The 16,120-nt window shown below is 65.1% G+C and carries 12 protein-coding genes; 2 read left to right on the top strand and 10 right to left on the bottom strand.

The annotated features are described in order from the left end of the window. Positions 1-16: 16 nt before the first annotated feature. From WKW82_RS32910 to WKW82_RS32940, 7 genes are all read right to left on the bottom strand, one after another. Positions 17-652 carry a hypothetical protein gene (locus WKW82_RS32910; RefSeq protein WP_340347123.1) on the bottom strand — a complete coding sequence of 212 codons (636 nt, stop codon included), beginning with the start codon at positions 650-652 and terminating at the stop codon, positions 17-19. Beyond that, positions 649-1,749: a cell division protein ZapE gene (gene zapE, locus WKW82_RS32915; protein WP_340347124.1), complete on the bottom strand. Its 1,101-nt coding sequence runs from the start codon at positions 1,747-1,749 to the stop codon at positions 649-651. Before zapE ends, WKW82_RS32910 begins: the two co-directional genes overlap by 4 nt. A 6-nt stretch (positions 1,750-1,755) precedes the next feature. Then, positions 1,756-3,183, bottom strand: a complete 1,428-nt coding sequence (lpdA, locus tag WKW82_RS32920; RefSeq protein WP_340347125.1) for a dihydrolipoyl dehydrogenase — start codon at positions 3,181-3,183, stop codon at positions 1,756-1,758. Between the two features lie 150 nt (positions 3,184-3,333). After that, positions 3,334-4,596 (bottom strand): 2-oxoglutarate dehydrogenase complex dihydrolipoyllysine-residue succinyltransferase, encoded by a 1,263-nt coding sequence (gene odhB, locus WKW82_RS32925; RefSeq protein ID WP_340347126.1) that lies wholly within the window; start codon positions 4,594-4,596, stop codon positions 3,334-3,336. Between the two features lie 51 nt (positions 4,597-4,647). Further along, positions 4,648-7,524, bottom strand: a complete 2,877-nt coding sequence (locus WKW82_RS32930) for a 2-oxoglutarate dehydrogenase E1 component (RefSeq protein WP_340347127.1) — start codon at positions 7,522-7,524, stop codon at positions 4,648-4,650. Positions 7,525-7,693: 169 nt separating this feature from the next. Beyond that, positions 7,694-9,604, bottom strand: coding sequence for a propionate--CoA ligase (locus tag WKW82_RS32935; protein WP_340347128.1), 1,911 nt, complete (start codon positions 9,602-9,604; stop codon positions 7,694-7,696). 172 nt (positions 9,605-9,776) lie between these two features. Further along, positions 9,777-10,379: an isochorismatase family protein gene (locus WKW82_RS32940; RefSeq protein ID WP_340347130.1), complete on the bottom strand. Its 603-nt coding sequence runs from the start codon at positions 10,377-10,379 to the stop codon at positions 9,777-9,779. 431 nt (positions 10,380-10,810) lie between these two features. Here WKW82_RS32940 and WKW82_RS32945 point away from each other — a divergent pair, with 431 nt between their 5' ends. Beyond that, positions 10,811-11,638 carry an alpha/beta fold hydrolase gene (locus WKW82_RS32945; protein WP_340347131.1) on the top strand — a complete coding sequence of 276 codons (828 nt, stop codon included), beginning with the start codon at positions 10,811-10,813 and terminating at the stop codon, positions 11,636-11,638. A gap of 69 nt (positions 11,639-11,707) precedes the next feature. Here WKW82_RS32945 and WKW82_RS32950 read toward each other — a convergent pair whose 3' ends face one another. Next, positions 11,708-12,814 carry a PQQ-dependent sugar dehydrogenase gene (locus WKW82_RS32950; protein WP_340347132.1) on the bottom strand — a complete coding sequence of 369 codons (1,107 nt, stop codon included), beginning with the start codon at positions 12,812-12,814 and terminating at the stop codon, positions 11,708-11,710. A gap of 241 nt (positions 12,815-13,055) precedes the next feature. Between WKW82_RS32950 and WKW82_RS32955 the strand changes: the two genes are divergently transcribed. Next, positions 13,056-13,613: a C40 family peptidase gene (locus WKW82_RS32955; protein ID WP_340347133.1), complete on the top strand. Its 558-nt coding sequence runs from the start codon at positions 13,056-13,058 to the stop codon at positions 13,611-13,613. Between the two features lie 100 nt (positions 13,614-13,713). Here WKW82_RS32955 and lpdA (WKW82_RS32960) read toward each other — a convergent pair whose 3' ends face one another. Both lpdA (WKW82_RS32960) and WKW82_RS32965 read right to left on the bottom strand, forming a co-directional pair. Continuing rightward, positions 13,714-15,531 carry a dihydrolipoyl dehydrogenase gene (gene lpdA, locus WKW82_RS32960; RefSeq protein ID WP_340347135.1) on the bottom strand — a complete coding sequence of 606 codons (1,818 nt, stop codon included), beginning with the start codon at positions 15,529-15,531 and terminating at the stop codon, positions 13,714-13,716. Beyond that, on the bottom strand, positions 15,528-16,118 hold the full coding sequence (locus tag WKW82_RS32965; protein ID WP_340338745.1) for an Ntn hydrolase family protein: 591 nt from the start codon (positions 16,116-16,118) through the stop codon (positions 15,528-15,530). Before WKW82_RS32965 ends, lpdA (WKW82_RS32960) begins: the two co-directional genes overlap by 4 nt. Between the last annotated feature and the right edge of the window lie 2 nt (positions 16,119-16,120).

The raw sequence follows: 16,120 nt of genomic DNA on the forward strand, positions 1-16,120 counted from the left end.
CGCACTGGTCCGCGCGTCAGGGCGGCAGTGGCGCGGCGCGGGGCTTGTCGCGCGCGGCATTGCGCCTCTCGATGTCCGAGCGATGCCTTGCCGCCTTCTCCAGCCGCTCGTTGTCTGCCTCCTCCTTGACTGGTTCCTGCGCCCGGTCACGCTGGCGCTTGGCCTGGGCCCTGGCATGGCGCTGCTGCTTCTCGGCAAAGGCGCGCTGCTTCTGAGCTTCCTGCGCCGTCATGGCTTCACGGCTGGCCGCATGATCCGCGGCACGCTGTTCGCGTCCCTTTTGCGCATCGACGGCTTGTTCGCGCTGGGCCGCCTGGTCTCGCGCGCGCTTCTCCGCGGCGTTGTCCTGGAGCTTCTGCGTTTCGAGAGCGGCGCGGCGCTTGCGCTCGATGTCGTTGAGTGCCGACTCTTGCCGCTTCAGGTCATCGCTGACCACCCGCGCACGGCGGCGGCTGTCGCTGAGGCAATCCTCGACAACGAACTTCTGGTAGCAGGCGGCGCGCTCGGTGCTGACACGCAATTGCAGCGCCTGCCGCTCGGCGGCGATGCGCGCCCGCTCGACCGCGGGGTCGAGCCCGCCCGAGTTGCTGCCCTGGGCCCCTGCGAACCCGGCCAGAAGCGCCAACAGCAGCGAAAACGCAAGTTTCTTCATGTGAGACGGGTGTCTACGGTGCGACGTTCCAAGGCGAGGAATTCGGCCGACTGCATTTCGTTGAGGCGGGAGACGGTGCGGGGGAACTCGTGTGCCAGCGGGCCTTCGGTGTACAACGCCTCGGGCGGAACCTCTGCCGACATGATGAGCTTCACGCGCCGATCGTAGAACACGTCGACCAGCCAGGTGAAACGGCGGGCTTCCGAGGCCCGGTTGACGCCCATCTGCGGCACGTCCGACAGCAGCACCGTGTGGTACTGGGCCGCGATTTCCAAGTAGTCGTTCTGCGAGCGCGGGCCGCCGCACAAGGTCTTGAAATCGAACCAGACAACACCGCCCGCCATGCGCCGCGCGTGGATCTCGCGCGCCTCGATGTGCAGGATCGGGTTCTCATCGGCCGACTCCGCCAGCCGCACGAACGCATCGCGCATTTCCGCGTCCGCCGCTGCGCCATTGGGCGTGAGGTACATGCGAAGCTGCTCGAGCGTGCGGCGCCGATAGTCGGTGCCGTTGTCCACGCTCAGCACTTCGAGCTTCTCGTTCAGCAGCGCGATGGCCGGCAGGATGCGGTCGCGGTGCAGGCCGTTCGGATAGAGATCGTCCGGCTTGAAATTGGAGGTGGTGACGAAGCCCACGCCGTTGTCGAACAGCGACTTCAGCAGGCGGTGCAGGATCATCGCGTCGGTGATGTCCGCGACGTGGAACTCGTCGAAGCAGATGAGCTTGTAGCGCCTGGAGATGCGCAGGCCCAGTTCGTCGAGCGGGTTGACCGTCCCTTGCAGGTCAGCCAATTCGCGATGGACCTCGCGCATGAACTCGTGGAAGTGCAACCGCGTCTTGCGACGCAGCGGCACCGCGTTGAAGAACAGGTCCATCAGGAAGCTCTTGCCCCGGCCGACCCCGCCGTACATGTAGACGCCGCGCGGGATGTCGGGCCGGTTGAGGAACTTCTTGAAGGCGTTGGAGCGCTGCGCCTTGTAGTCGGCCCATTCGCGCGCGCAGCGGTCGAGCGCTTCCACCGCGCGCAGTTGCGCGGGGTCGCTCTGGAACCCGCGCGTGACGAGTTCCGCCTGATAGGCCTGGAGGACGCTGCTCAAGGGAGCTCAGAAGTTCAGCGTGCGCTTGTCCACTGCGAGAGCGGCTTCCTTGGTCGCTTCCGACAGCGACGGGTGCGCATGGCAGATGCGCGCGATGTCTTCCGCGCTGGCCTTGAACTCCATCGCCACCACGGCTTCCGAGATCAGCTCGCTGACTTGCGGGCCCACCATGTGCACGCCGAGGATCTCGTCCGTCGCCGCATCGGCGAGGAACTTGACCATGCCGGTCGTGTCGCCCAGCGCACGTGCGCGACCATTGGCCAGGAAGGGGAAGGTGCCGGCCTTGTAGGCGCGGCCTTCGGCCTTGAGTTGCTGCTCGGTCTGGCCGACCCACGCGATCTCCGGCGAGGTGTAGATGACCCACGGGACGGTGTTGAAGTTGACGTGCCCATGCTGGCCGGCAATGCGCTCGGCCACGGCCACGCCCTCTTCTTCCGCCTTGTGCGCCAGCATCGGACCGCGCACCACGTCACCCACGGCCCAGACGTTCGGCAGGTTGGTCTTGCAGTCGTCGTCGACCACAATCGCGCCGCGCTCGTCGAGCTTGAGGCCGACCGCCTCGCCGTTCAGGCCGATGGTGTTGGGCACGCGGCCGATCGAGACGATCAGCTTGTCCACGTCCAGCTTCTGGTCTTCGCCCTTGGCATTGGTCCAGGCGATGCTCACGCCCTTCTTGCCGGACTTCACCTCGCCGACCTTCACGCCGAGCTCGATCTTCAGGCCCTGCTTGTCGAAGGCCTTCTTGGCTTCCTTGGCGATCTGCTCATCGACCGCGCCGAGGAAGGTCGGAAGCGCTTCGAGCACGGTCACTTCGGAACCGAGGCGGCGCCAGACCGAGCCCATTTCCAGGCCGATCACGCCGGAGCCGATCAACGCCAGCTTCTTGGGCACGCCGCCGATGCGCAGGGCACCGTCGTTCGAAAGAATGTTTTCTTCATCGAACGGTGCACCGGGCAGCGCGCGGGCGTTGGAGCCGGTGGCGATGATCACGTGCTTGGCGCTGATCGATTCCTCGGCGGTGCCAGCAACCTTCAGTTCATAGCCCGTCTCGTCCGTCTTGGAGAACGACGCACGGCCGTGGAAGAAGGTGACCTTGTTCTTCTTGAACAGGTACAGGATGCCGTCGTTGTTCTGCTTCACGACGGTGTCCTTGCGGGCCAGCATCTTCGCAACGTCCAGGCCCAGGCCCTCGACCTTGATGCCGTGGTCGGCAAAGTGCTTGCCGGCATGCTCGTAGTGCTCGGACGATTGCAGCAGCGCCTTCGACGGAATGCATCCGACGTTGGTGCAGGTGCCGCCCGGCGCCGGGCCGCCCTTGCCGTTCTTCCACTCGTCGACGCAGGCGACGTTGAAGCCGAGTTGCGCCGCGCGGATCGCCGCGATGTAGCCGCCGGGGCCGCCGCCGATGACGACGACGTCGAACTGTTTACTCATTTGGATCTTTCAGTATCTTTTTCTTGCCGCGTTGCAAGGCCGACGCCCCTTCGCGAAACACCGCGGAACCGGCTCTGCCGGGCCGCTGGTGTTGCCCCCGGCGAGGGGGTTGGCGAAGCGACACGAAGTGCGCGCAGCCTGGGGGAGTGCTTAGATGTCGAACAAGAGGCGCGACGGATCTTCCAGCGCTTCCTTCATGGCGACCAGGCCCAGCACGGCTTCGCGGCCGTCGATGATCCGGTGGTCGTAGCTCATGGCGAGGTAGTTCATCGGGCGGACGACGATCTGGCCGTTCTCCACCACTGCGCGGTCCTTGGTCGCATGCACGCCCAGGATGGCCGATTGCGGCGGGTTGATGATCGGCGTCGACAGCATGGAGCCGAAGGTGCCGCCATTGCTGATCGAGAAGGTGCCGCCGGTCATTTCCTCGATGCCCAGCTTGCCTTCCTGTGCCTTCTTGCCGTACTCGGCAATCTTCTTCTCGATGTCGGCAAAGCTCATCTGGTCGGCGTTGCGCAGGATCGGCACGACCAGGCCGCGCGGCGATCCGACGGCGATGCCGATGTCGAAGTAGCCGTGGTACAGGATGTCGTTGCCATCGACCGAGGCGTTGAGCACCGGGAACTTCTTCAGCGCATGCACCGCGGCCTTCACGAAGAAGCTCATGAAGCCGATCTTGACGCCGTGTTCCTTGCTGAACGCGTCCTGGAACTTCTTGCGCATCTCCATGACCGGGGCCATGTTGACTTCGTTGAAGGTGGTCAGGATGGCGTTCGTGCCTTGCGATTGCAGCAGGCGCTCGGCGATGCGGGCGCGCAGGCGGCTCATCGGCACGCGTTGTTCGGGACGGTCGCCGAGGTCCGGTGCGCTGACCGGCGCCGCGACTTGCGCGAGCGCCGGGCGGGCGGCGGCCACAGGCACTGCCGCGGCCGGTGCGGCCTTGGCGGTGGCGCCGGCAGCCACGGCACCGAGCACGTCGCCCTTGGTCACGCGGCCGTCCTTGCCGGAGCCGGCCACGTCGCCGACCTTCAGGTTGTTGTCGGCCAGCAGCTTGGCGGCGGCCGGCATGGCGACGTCGGACTTCGAGCCGCCAGTAGCAGCAGCCGCGGCGGGTGCTGCTGCCGGTGCCGCGGCAGCGGGCGCAGCAGCAGGTGTCGCCGCGCTCGCCTTGCCGGCGGTGTCGATCTTCGCGATCAACTGCTCGGCCACCACCGTCGCACCGTCACCCTGGACGATCTCGGCCAGCACACCAGCCGCAGGCGCCGGCACTTCCAGCACCACCTTGTCGGTCTCGATCTCGATCAGGATCTCATCGATGGCGACGGCTTCGCCGGCTTTCTTCTTCCAGGTGAGCATGGTGGCTTCGGCCACCGATTCGGACAGCTGGGGGACTTTGACTTCTACGATAGACATTTGAATTTCGCTCCGCTTCGTGCGCGTTCTGTTGAGTTCTTGTGATTCGGATTACTTGGTCAGCACGAAGCCCTTGAGCTTGGCGAACGCCGCATCGACGAGCGCCTTTTGCTGTTCCTGGTGCAGGTGCGAGTAGCCTGCGGCCGGCGATGCCGACGCGGCACGTCCGGCGTAGCCGAGCTTCTGGCCTTCCTGCATGTTCTCGTGGATGTAGTGCTGCACGAAGAACCAGGCGCCCTGGTTCTGCGGCTCATCCTGGCACCACACCACGTCGGCGAGGTTGGTGTACTTCTTCAGTTCCGCGGCGAAGGCCTTGTGCGGGAACGGGTACAGCTGCTCGACGCGGATGATCGCCACGTCGTCGCTGCCACGCTCTTCGCGCTTCTTGGCCAGGTCGTAGTAGACCTTGCCCGAGCAGGCGATGACGCGCTTGACCTTCTCGGCCTTGAGGTCGCGGCTGTCCGGGATCACCGTCTGGAAGCCGCCCTTGGTGAACTCGGACAGCGGCGAGGTCGCGTCCTTGTTTCGCAGCAGCGACTTCGGCGTCATGATCACCAGGGGCTTCCGCAGGTTGCGCACCATCTGGCGGCGCAGCACGTGGAAGATCTGGCTGGCCGTGGTCGGTTGCACCACCTGCATGTTGGTGTCGGCCGACAGCTGCATGAAGCGCTCGATGCGCGCCGAGCTGTGTTCCGGGCCCTGGCCTTCATAGCCGTGCGGCAGCATCAGCGTGATGCCATTGACGCGGCCCCACTTCACTTCGCCCGACGCGATGAACTGGTCGATCACCACCTGCGCGCCGTTGACGAAGTCGCCGAACTGCGCTTCCCAGATCACCAGCGTGTTGGGGTCGTTCGAGGCATAGCCGTATTCGAAGGCGAGCACGGCCTCTTCCGACAGGATCGAGTCGATCACGACGAACGGGCCCTGGCCGTCGGCCACGTTTTCCAGCGGCGTGTAGATGCCGGTGTCGAACTTCTCGCGGTTCTGGTCGTGCAGCACGGCATGGCGGTGCGTGAAGGTGCCGCGGCCGCAGTCTTCACCCGACAGGCGCACCGGATAGCCGCTCGCCACCAGCGAGGCAAAGGCCATGTGCTCGCCCATGCCCCAGTCGACATTGATCTCGCCGCGGCCCATGGCGGCGCGGTCGTCCAGCACCTTCTTCACCAGCGGATGCACGGTGAAGCCGCCAGGCACGGTGGTGATCTTCTCGGCGAGGCGCTTCCACTCGGAGGTGGGAATGGCGGTGTCGCCCGCGTCGGTCCACTTCCGGTTGAGGAAGGGGCTCCAGTCGACCGCGTACTTGCTCTTGAAGTTGGTCAGCACCGGGTCGATGGTGTTGCGGCCTTCGTCGAAGGCGGCGCGCTGCGCCTTGACCATGTCGTCACCCAGCGTGTCGCCCATGCCTTGCGCGGCCAGCTTGTCGGCATACAGCTTGCGCGTGCCGGGATGCTGGGCGATCTTCTTGTACATCAGCGGCTGGGTCAGCGAAGGCGTGTCCTGCTCGTTGTGGCCCAGCTTGCGGAAGCAGACGATGTCGACGACCACGTCCTTGTTGAATTCCTGGCGGTACTCGAGCGCCCATTGGGTCGCAAGCACCACGGCTTCGGGGTCGTCGCCATTCACGTGCAGCACCGGCGCCTCGATCATCTTGACGATGTCCGAGCAATACAGCGTCGAGCGGCTGTCGCGCGGATCGCTGGTGGTGAAGCCGATCTGGTTGTTGATGACGATGTGCACCGTGCCGCCCGTGTAGTAGCCACGGGTCTGTGCCAGCGCCAGCGTTTCCATGACGACGCCCTGGCCGGCAAAGGCCGCGTCGCCGTGCACGATGATCGGCAGCACCGAGTCGCCTTCGGAGTCACCGCGGCGGTCCATGCGTGCGCGCACCGAGCCTTCGACCACAGGGTTGACGATTTCCAGGTGCGAGGGGTTGAACGCGAGGGTCAGGTGCACCGGGCCGCCGGGCGTGGTCACGTCCGAGCTGAAGCCCTGGTGGTACTTCACGTCGCCAGCCGGCAGGTCTTCCGGCGCGGTGTGCTCGAACTCGGCAAACAGGTCCGCCGGCAACTTGCCGAGGGTATTGACCAGCACGTTGAGCCGGCCGCGGTGGGCCATGCCGATCACGATTTCCTGCACGCCGGCGATGCCAGCCTGGTTGACCAGTTCGTCCATCGCGACGATGAAGCTCTCGCCGCCTTCCAGCGAGAAGCGCTTCTGGCCGACGTACTTGGTGTGCAGGAAGCGCTCGAGGCCTTCGGCGGCGGTCAGGCGGTTGAGGATGTGCTTCTTCTGCTCGGCGGTGAGCTGCGGGTTGGTGCGCGCACGTTCGAGCTTTTCCTGCCACCAGCGCTTCTGGTTCTGGTCGGTGGTGTACATGTACTCGGCGCCGATGGTGCCGCAGTAGGTCTCACGCAGGGCGTTGAGCAGGTCGCGCAGCGACATGGTGTCGCGGCCGAAGAAGGTGTTGCTGGTGTTGAACACGGTCTCGAGGTCGGCGTCGTGGAAGCCGTAGAACGAGGGTTCGAGTTCAGGAATGGAGGGGCGCTCGGTGCGCTTGAGCGGGTCCAGGTCGGCCCAGCGGGCGCCGACGTTGCGGTACGCGGCGATCAATTGCTGGACTGCGGTGCGCTTGCGGCCGAGTTCGGAATCCGCGCCGCTGGCCTGCACCACACGCGTGGTGCCTTGCTTGGCCCGTTCGGCGAAGGCGTTGATCACCGGCAGGTGAGGAACGTCGCGGGTGTTGCTGCCGTCGCCGGCGGGGACGTTCTGGAGCGCGTCGAAATACGAGCGCCAGTTGTCGGGCACGCTGCCGGGGTTGGCAAGGTAGTTTTCGTACATCTCTTCGACATAGGGCGCATTGCCGCCGAAGAGGTAGGTGTTGCCTTGATAGGCACGGTACGCCGATGGCGTGTTGGATTCGCTCATATTCCGCTGACCTTCGCTTCCCTGGGGGAAGCACTAGCTGGTTAAGAAACCTTCCGCGACACGGCTGAACCGATTGGCGGATGCGACTGTGGCTGGGGAAGGGCCTGAGTACGGGGGCGATTGTGCCACGTTGAAACGTGACACAACATGCGAAGCTTTCGTGAAGCTTTCAAGGTGCAACCAGTTGTTTGATCTGCTGCAACGACGAAGGGTCGTCGATGGTCGTCAGGTCACCGGGGTCGCGCTGCTCGCAAATGGCCTGGATGGCGCGGCGCAGGAGCTTGCCGCTGCGGGTCTTGGGCAACGCCGTCACGAAGCGCACGCGGGCCGGGCGGGCCACTGCACCGAGCTGGTCGGACACGCGCTGCATGATTTCCCCTTCCAGCGCCAGGGCCGCGTCCGCATCGCTGGCTGCCGTGCCAGCCTTGGGAACGACGAAGGCCATCGCGACCTGGCCCTTGAGCGCATCGGCGACGCCGACCACCGCAACCTCGGCCACGTTCGAATGGCCTGAAATGCTTTCCTCGATCTCGCGCGTGCCCAGGCGATGCCCGGCCACATTGATCACGTCGTCGGTGCGGCCGAGGATGTAGAAATAGCCGTCCTCGTCCTTGATGCCCCAGTCGAAGGTCGAGTACACGACCTTGCCGGGGACGCTGCTCCAGTAGGTCTTGACGAAGCGTGAGTCATCGCGCCAGACGGTCTGCATGAAGCCGGGCGGCGTCGGGCCTTCGATGGCGACCACGCCTTTCGCGTGGGGCGCGGTGAGTTCCTCGCCGGTTTCCTCGTCCAGGATCTTCACGCGCCAGCCGTACATCGGCACACCGGGGCTGCCCAGCTTGCTCGGCTTCTTCTCGACGCCATTGGCGATGGTGAGGATCGGCCAGCCCGCTTCGGTCTGCCAGTAGTTGTCGATGATCGGCACGCCCAGGCCTTCGCTGATCCAGCGCGCGGTGGGCTCGTCCAAAGGCTCGCCGGCGAGGAACAGGGCGCGCAGGCTGGAGAGGTCGTACTTTCCGAGCAACGCGGGGTCCTGCTTCTTCAGCACGCGGACCGCGGTGGGCGCGCTGAACATGACGGTGACCTTGTACTTCTGTACCAGGCTCCACCAGATGCCGCCGTCCGGTTGCTGGTCCAGGCCCTGCGTCGGCAGGCCCTCGTACATGATGGTCGCCATGCCGGCGATCAGCGGGCCATAGACGATGTAGCTGTGGCCCACCACCCAGCCGATGTCGCTGGTGGAAAAGTAGGTTTCCCCGGCGCGGCCGTCGAAGATGTGCTTCATGCTGGCAGCGAGCGCGACGGCATAGCCGCCTGTGTCACGCTGCACGCCCTTGGGCTTGCCCGTCGTGCCGCTGGTGTAGAGGGTGTAGCTGATGGCCGTGGCGTCGAGCCAGGTGCACGGAACTTGGGTATCGATGTGCCTGGCGCGCAGTGCGCTCATCAGGTGGTCGCGTCCCGCCACGAGGTCCATGGGCGCCAGCCCGCGATCGGCCAGCAGGACGGCATCGGGCTTGTGCCTGGACAACCGGATGGCCTCGTCGAGCAGCGGCTTGTAGGCCTGCACCTTGCCGCCGCGCGAACCGGCATCGGCGCTGACGACGACCCTGGGCTCCGCATCCTCGATGCGCGATGCCAGCGAGACGCTGGCGAAGCCGCCGAACACCACGCAATGGACCGCCCCGATGCGCGCACAGGCCAGCATCGCAAAGGCAGCCTCGGGGATCATCGGCATGTAGATCAGCACGCGGTCGCCCTGCCCCACGCCGAGTTCGATCAGGCTCGCGGCCATGCGCTGCACTTCGGCATGCAGTTCCTTGAAGGCGTAGGCGCGCTCGACGCCGGTTTCGGTCGAGACGAAGATCAGCGCGGCGTCGTCGCCACGCGTCGCGAGGTGCCGGTCGACGGCGTTGTGGCACAGGTTGGTCGTGCCGCCCACGAACCATCTGGCGAAGGGGGGATTGCTCGCATCCAGGATCTGCCTGGGCGCTGTCTGCCAATCGATCAAGCCGGCCTGCTCAGCCCAGAACGCCTCCGCGTCGTCCACAGAACGACCATAGAACTCACTGTACGAACCCATTGACTTGTCTCCTTGATACGTTCCGCTGTGGCGCGAAATCTCATGCCCGGATCAGGCCTGCTTGCTTCGATCCGGCGCACCGTGGAACCGGCATTGCGGGGCCACTGGCGCTGCCCCGGCGGGGAGTGAAGATGCGCCACGAAGTGCGCGGATCCTTGGCGCGCCCCCAGCGCTATCGAATCATCGCCTGAAATTCCTTGAACTTCGGATGCTCGGCCGTGGCCAACCATTCGAAGCCGACCATCTCGGTGGTCACGAGTTCCGCACCCGCACCCGCCAATCGGTCGAAGGCCGCGTCGCGGTTGCGCTCGGTGCGCGAGCTGCAGGCGTCCACCACAACCCAGACTTCGAACTCGTCCTCCAGCAGATCCAGCGCCGTCTGCAGCAGGCAGACATGGGCCTCGCAACCCGCGATGACGATGCTGTTGCGCTCGTCCGCCTGCGCTGCCGGCTTCTGCAAGTGCTTGGGCAGGCTGCGCGCATTGCCCTTCGGCGCCGAGGCGGGCGCACGCAGCCACTCGCCAAGGCCCTCTTCCGCACCGCTGAAATGCATCTTGGCCAGCGTGCGGTCACACAGCGCGCGAATGGCCGGCAAGTTCTCGCCGAGCTTCGAAGGGTTCTGTTCGGTACCGAACACCGGCACCCCCAGCAGCTTGGCAAATTGCCCGAGCCGCACGGCGTTGGCGGCCACCGCCTCCGCTTCAAAAATCGCGGGCATCAGGCGCGCCTGGTAATCAACCAGCACGAGTTGGGATTGGGATGCATCGAGCAGCATGGCGAAATATCTCTTCAAGAACGGCGGACATGGAACGTACCACCGAACCTGGAGCCTGCCGTCGATGGGACGCTGAATTCCGAAAGCGGACAGCCGAATGCAAGAGCCGCAAGGGTTTCGCCGAAGCCGCGAAGAACTCAAGAAGAGTCGCAGGGCCGGGCCATGCCCCACCCGCCCCCGCGGGGGATTGAGTCGAGATGGCAGAGCCACATCGACTCCAGAGAATTCTTCGGGCTTCCTCTTGCGACCATCGCAAATCCCTCGCGACCTTTGCCTTCGGTTGTCGGAATATCGCGGTTTCTTCAGACACCATCTATCGGGCACGACGTCCATCACCTCAACATTCGTCGTCTGCGCAACCCGCATGGCGGCAAGACAAGGCGGTGTTCAAATCGCCGATGCCCCGCGCCATTCGAGACCCGGAGACACCCTTGAACGCACTGCTCTCGCACGTCGGCGCAGTCCCCCTTGAAGTCATGCGATCGACCACCCCTCGCCGTCGCGGCGTGGCGTTCGCTCTCACGGCGTGCGCATTGCTTGTCGGCTGCGCATCGCGCGCGCCGGTGGTGCCGATGGCCCAACAACTTGACCGAAGCGCCTGTCCCGCGCAGACCGATACCTTGCTCGTGCTGCTGCCCGGCGCGTACTCCGACCCCGCGGAGTTCGTGCGGGAAGGCTACATCGACGCAGTGCGGGAGCGCGGCCTGTCAGTCGACGTGCTGCGCGTCGACGCGCACCTCGGCTACTACAGCAACGGCGTCATCATCGATCGGCTGCGAGCGGACGTGATCGCGCCGGCGCAAGCCCAAGGCTATGGCTCGATCTGGATCGTCGGCATATCGATCGGCGGCTTTGGCGGCATGGTCTACGCCGAGGAGCGCCCCGGCGAGTTGGCCGGCATCGTCGCCATCGCGCCCTACCTCGGCGAGCGCCTGATCGCCACCGGCATCGACAACGCCGGCGGCCTGGCCCGATGGCGTGCGCCCCCGGTGCTGCCTGAGATGTCACCACGCGAACGGCGTGAACTGCGGGTATGGCGCTGGCTACAGGCCTATTCCAACGAGCCGCCGCCGAGCGACCATCCGCCGCTCTGGCTCGGTTACGGACTGGACGATCGCTTCGCCTTCAGCCATCGCCTGCTCGCCGACGCATTGCACGCGGATCATGTGGCGACGACCGAGGGCGGGCATGACTGGCCGGAATGGATGCGCCTCTGGCGCAACCTGTTGCCACGCCTGCCATTGCCCCGTTGCCGTTGAAAGGGGTGAATCCTTCTACTGCGGCCACCGATCTGGCTGCGGAATCTCACGCCTTTCGCCCGGCAGCCATCAATCAGGTAGCAGCCGGATCAGTTGCCCGTTGGATTCATCCGTCACCACATACAGAAGCCCGTCCGGGCCTTGCCGCACGTCGCGGACGCGCTTCCCGTCGTCGGTCAGCAACTTGTGCTCGGCCACCACCTTGCCATCCTTGAGTTCAATGCGGTCGAGGTAGCCGAACTTCAGCGAGCCGACGAACAGGTTGCCCTTCCACGCCGACCCATACCGGTCGCTGGTGAGGAATGCCATGCCCGACGGCGCGATCGACGGAACCCAGTAGTGCAGCGGCTGCTCCATGCCTTCCTTCGCCGTGATGCCATCGCCGATCTTGCCGCCGCCGTAGTTCTCGCCGTAGGTGGCGACGGGCCAGCCGTAGTTGCGCCCCGCCTGCGGAATGTTGATCTCGTCCCCGCCTTGCGGCCCGTGCTCGGTCATCCACAACACGCCGTCCGGCGCCAGCGTGGCGCCTTGGCTGTTGCGGTGACCGTAGCTCCAGATCTCGGGCAGCGCTCCCGGCTTGCCCACGAAGGGGTTGTCCTTCGGCACCGAGCCGTCCTTGCCGATGCGCACAAGCTTGCCGTGATGGTTGTCCAGCGTCTGCGCGTCGTCCTTGCGGCTGAATCGCTCGCCCAGCGTGAGGAACAACGTGCCGTCCCTGGCCTCGACGATGCGACAGCCGAAGTGCGACCGGCTCACGACCTTCGGCTTCTGGCTGAAGAGGACCTTCAGGTCTTCCAGCCGGCTCCCTTCCTCCGAGAGCCGGGCGCTGGCGAGCGCCGTGCTGTTGCCGACGCCACCGGGTTCTGAAAAGCAGATGTACACCACGCGATTGCGCGCAAATCCGGAATCGGCCACCACGTCCAGCAGGCCGCCCTGCCCCCCTGCCACAACCATCGGCACGCCCGCAACAGAAGGGCCGACCTTGCCGCTGGCTTCAACGACTCGCAGCCGCCCGGGACGCTCCGTGACCAGGAACCGCCCCTCGGGCAGGAAAGTCACCGCCCAAGGATGGTCTAGTCCGCTCGCCACGACCTCCGGCCGCGGAGCCGCGCCTGCAGCAAGGCCGTGAGCTGCCAGCAGCCACCCCGCCGCGACACGCCAGTGGCGCCGGTTCATGCCGTTTCCCATGCGTTCGCCCCCTTTTCCATCAAATCAATCGGAGAAGTTAGATGCAATTAACATCATTTAACGAACTTTAAGATTACAGGGAAATGACAAATCGATCGCGAAACTTGCCAAGCTTTACATTTCACATCACGATTATTGAAAAATATCGTTATGCGACAAGCACTTAGCGCATGAATCGCAAAGTGTGATTTATTTGACATGACCGTTTGTCATCAATATCCTACCGGTCATGCGTTTTTTAGTCTTACTCGCCCCCCTCCTGCTGGCCGTCGCCGCACATGCGGCACCCCACCAGGACCGCACAAACGACTTGGACCAGGCGCTCAATGCCAACAACAAGGGATTGATCAGCCAGTTCGATCAAGTGCGCCAGTCCGTCACCGACCGAACCTCCGAACTCGTCGTCAGTGCCGTCGGTTTCCTGGGCGTGCCCTACCGCCGCGGCGGCAACAGCGTCGAAACAGGTTTTGATTGCAGCGGATTCGTCCGCGCCATGTACAACCAGACCGTCGGCATGGTGCTGCCCCGCCGCGCCGAGGAGCAGGCCCGCGCGACCGAACCCGTCGCCCGCGCGGACATGAAACCCGGCGACCTGGTGTTCTTCAACACAATGCGCCGCGCCTTCAGCCATGTCGGCATCTACATTGGCGAAGGCAAGTTCATCCATTCGCCACGCAGCGGCGCCGAAGTGCGCGTGGAAGACATGACGGGCAGCTACTGGCAACGTCGCTTCAATGGCGCGCGGCGTGTCGAGGCGGTGCAAGGACCGGTGAGCGCCGGCGAATAGCCTGCATCCATCGAGGCAATGGCCCCAGCCGGTTCATTGCCCCAAACAAAAATCCCACCTCAAAGGGCGGGATTTTTTATTGGCGCAGTGCTTCGCGCGTTCAGCGCTTCGACGGAGGCAAGTCCGTGCAGGTGCCGTGCGCCACTTCTGCCGCCATGCCGATGCTTTCGCCCAGCGTCGGGTGCGGATGGATGGTCTTGCCGATATCCACCTCGTCCGCGCCCATCTCGATGGCCAGCGCCACCTCGCCGATCATGTCGCCGGCGTGCGTGCCGACGATACCGCCGCCGATGATGCGATGCGTCTCGGCGTCGAACAGCAGCTTGGTGTAGCCCTCGTCACGGCCGTTGGCGATGGCCCGACCGGACGCCGTCCACGGGAACAGGCCCTTCTTGACCTTCACGCCCTCGGCCTTGGCCTGGTCCTCGGTGATGCCGACCCATGCCACTTCGGGATCGGTGTAGGCCACGCTCGGGATCACGCGGGCGTTGAAAGCGGCGCTGGACAGTTCCTTGTCGCCCTTCTGCTCGCCGGCGATCACCTCGGCCGCCACATGCGCCTCGTGCACCGCCTTGTGCGCCAGCATCGGCTGGCCGACGATGTCCCCGATCGCGAAGATGTGCGACACGTTGGTACGCATCTGGATGTCGACGTTGATGAAGCCGCGGTCCGTCACGGCCACGCCGGCTTTCTCGGCGCCGATCTTCTTGCCGTTGGGGCTGCGGCCGACGGCCTGCAGCACCAGGTCGTACACCTGCGGCTCCTTCGGTGCCTGCTCGCCTTCGAAAGTGACCTTGATGCCGTCCTTGGTTGCCTCGGCGCCCACGGTCTTGGTCTTCAGCATGATGTTGTCGAAGCGCGGCGCGTTCATCTTCTGCCAGACCTTGACCAGGTCGCGGTCGGCGCCCTGCATCAGGCCGTCGAGCATCTCGACCACGTCGAGCCGCGCACCGAGCGTCGAATACACCGTGCCCATTTCCAGGCCGATGATGCCGCCGCCCAGGATCAGCATGCGCTTGGGGTCGGTGCCCATCTGCAGCGCGCCGGTGGAGTCGACCACGCGCGGATCGTCCTTCGGCATGAAGGGCAGGCTCACCGCCTGCGAACCGGCCGCGATGATGCAATTGCGGAACTTGACGACCTGCTTCTTGCCGGTGGTGTCCCAGCTCGTGCCGGAGGTTTCTTCGACCTCGATGTGGTACGGGTCGATGAAGTTGCCGACGCCGCGCACCGTCGTGACCTTGCGCATCTTGGCCATCGCCGCGAGGCCGCCGGTGAGCTTGCCGACCACCTTGTTCTTGTGGCCGAGCAGCTTGGCGCGATCGACCGTCGGCGCAGCGAAGGTCACGCCCAGCGATTCGAAGTGCTTGACCTCGTCCATGACCGATGCGACGTGCAGCAGCGCCTTGGACGGGATGCAACCGACGTTCAGGCACACGCCGCCGAGCGTGGCGTAGCGCTCGATCAGCACGACCTTGAGGCCCAGATCGGCCGCGCGGAAGGCGGCCGAGTAGCCGCCAGGGCCGGCGCCGAGCACCACCACGTCGCACTCGACATCGACCGATCCGCTGTACGAGCCAGCAGGCGCCGGCGCCGACACTGCGGGCGCCTGCTTCGCCGCCGGTGCGGCGGCAGCAGGCGCAGGCGCCGGCGCAGCGGGTGAAGGCGCTGCGGCGGCACCGCTGACCTCCAGCGTCAGCACCACCGAGCCCTCCTTGACCTTGTCCCCCACTTTCACCGCCAGCGCCTTCACGACGCCCGCGGCCGAGGACGGGATCTCCATCGAGGCCTTGTCCGACTCGACCGTGATCAGCGATTGCTCCGCCTTCACCGTGTCGCCCACCTTGACAAGCACCTCGATCACCGCGACTTCGTCGAAGTCACCAATGTCGGGCACCTTGATTTGTTGTTCGCTCATTTGGACACCTTGAGTTTGAGTGTGAGAACGTCGACCGGTCCGGCCGAATTGCGATCGAATTCGCAGGCGGCATCGATGCCGGCCTGCGCGACTTCCAGTGCGGTACGCGCCCTGGCATAAGCCGCATGCATGGCGCCGAGTGCGAAGTTGCGTCCGGAGCCGATGCCCCAGAACTCCTTGAACTCGAACACTTCGCGATAGCTGTAGACGCCGTAGATCCCGCTCGGGTTGGCCAGCAACAGGGTGAACTGGCTCGACTCGTAGGGCTCGTGCTCGTCTTCCTTTGTCTGCATGAAGAACGTGTCCTTCAGCACCGGGTGCAGCAGGGTGAAGGTGCGGTACACCTCGTCCTTGCTGCCGAAGCGAAGCTCCTCGCGCGCCGTCGCCGCCAGGGCATGCCGCAGCGCCGGAAAGTGCGCTGCGGACCCGGCCACCGCGATGACACTCTGGCCGACGGCATCGTCGACCTTGAACATCTTGCGGTTGGCCTCCATGCGATGCGACATGCGCGTGTCCCCGAAGGTCACGAGCGAGTCCGACACCATGGCCACCTGGCCGCCCTTGCGGACGGCTACGACGGTGGTCATAG

It is taken from the genome of Variovorax rhizosphaerae, from assembly GCF_037889975.1.
Taxonomy (GTDB): Bacteria; Pseudomonadota; Gammaproteobacteria; order Burkholderiales; family Burkholderiaceae_C; genus Variovorax; species Variovorax rhizosphaerae.

Bases quoted from the DNA above. Each gene is read 5' to 3' on its own strand.
- WKW82_RS32910 (WP_340347123.1), bottom strand. From the start codon at position 652: ATGAAGAAACTTGCGTTTTCGCTGCTGTTGGCGCTTCTGGCCGGGTTC.
- lpdA (WP_340347125.1), bottom strand. From the start codon at position 3,183: ATGAGTAAACAGTTCGACGTCGTCGTCATCGGCGGCGGCCCCGGCGGC.
- odhB (WP_340347126.1), bottom strand. From the start codon at position 4,596: ATGTCTATCGTAGAAGTCAAAGTCCCCCAGCTGTCCGAATCGGTGGCC.
- WKW82_RS32930 (WP_340347127.1), bottom strand. From the start codon at position 7,524: ATGAGCGAATCCAACACGCCATCGGCGTACCGTGCCTATCAAGGCAAC.
- WKW82_RS32935 (WP_340347128.1), bottom strand. From the start codon at position 9,604: ATGGGTTCGTACAGTGAGTTCTATGGTCGTTCTGTGGACGACGCGGAG.
- WKW82_RS32940 (WP_340347130.1), bottom strand. From the start codon at position 10,379: ATGCTGCTCGATGCATCCCAATCCCAACTCGTGCTGGTTGATTACCAG.
- WKW82_RS32950 (WP_340347132.1), bottom strand. From the start codon at position 12,814: ATGAACCGGCGCCACTGGCGTGTCGCGGCGGGGTGGCTGCTGGCAGCT.
- WKW82_RS32955 (WP_340347133.1), top strand. From the start codon at position 13,056: ATGCGTTTTTTAGTCTTACTCGCCCCCCTCCTGCTGGCCGTCGCCGCA.
- lpdA (WP_340347135.1), bottom strand. From the start codon at position 15,531: ATGAGCGAACAACAAATCAAGGTGCCCGACATTGGTGACTTCGACGAA.
- WKW82_RS32965 (WP_340338745.1), bottom strand. From the start codon at position 16,118: ATGACCACCGTCGTAGCCGTCCGCAAGGGCGGCCAGGTGGCCATGGTG.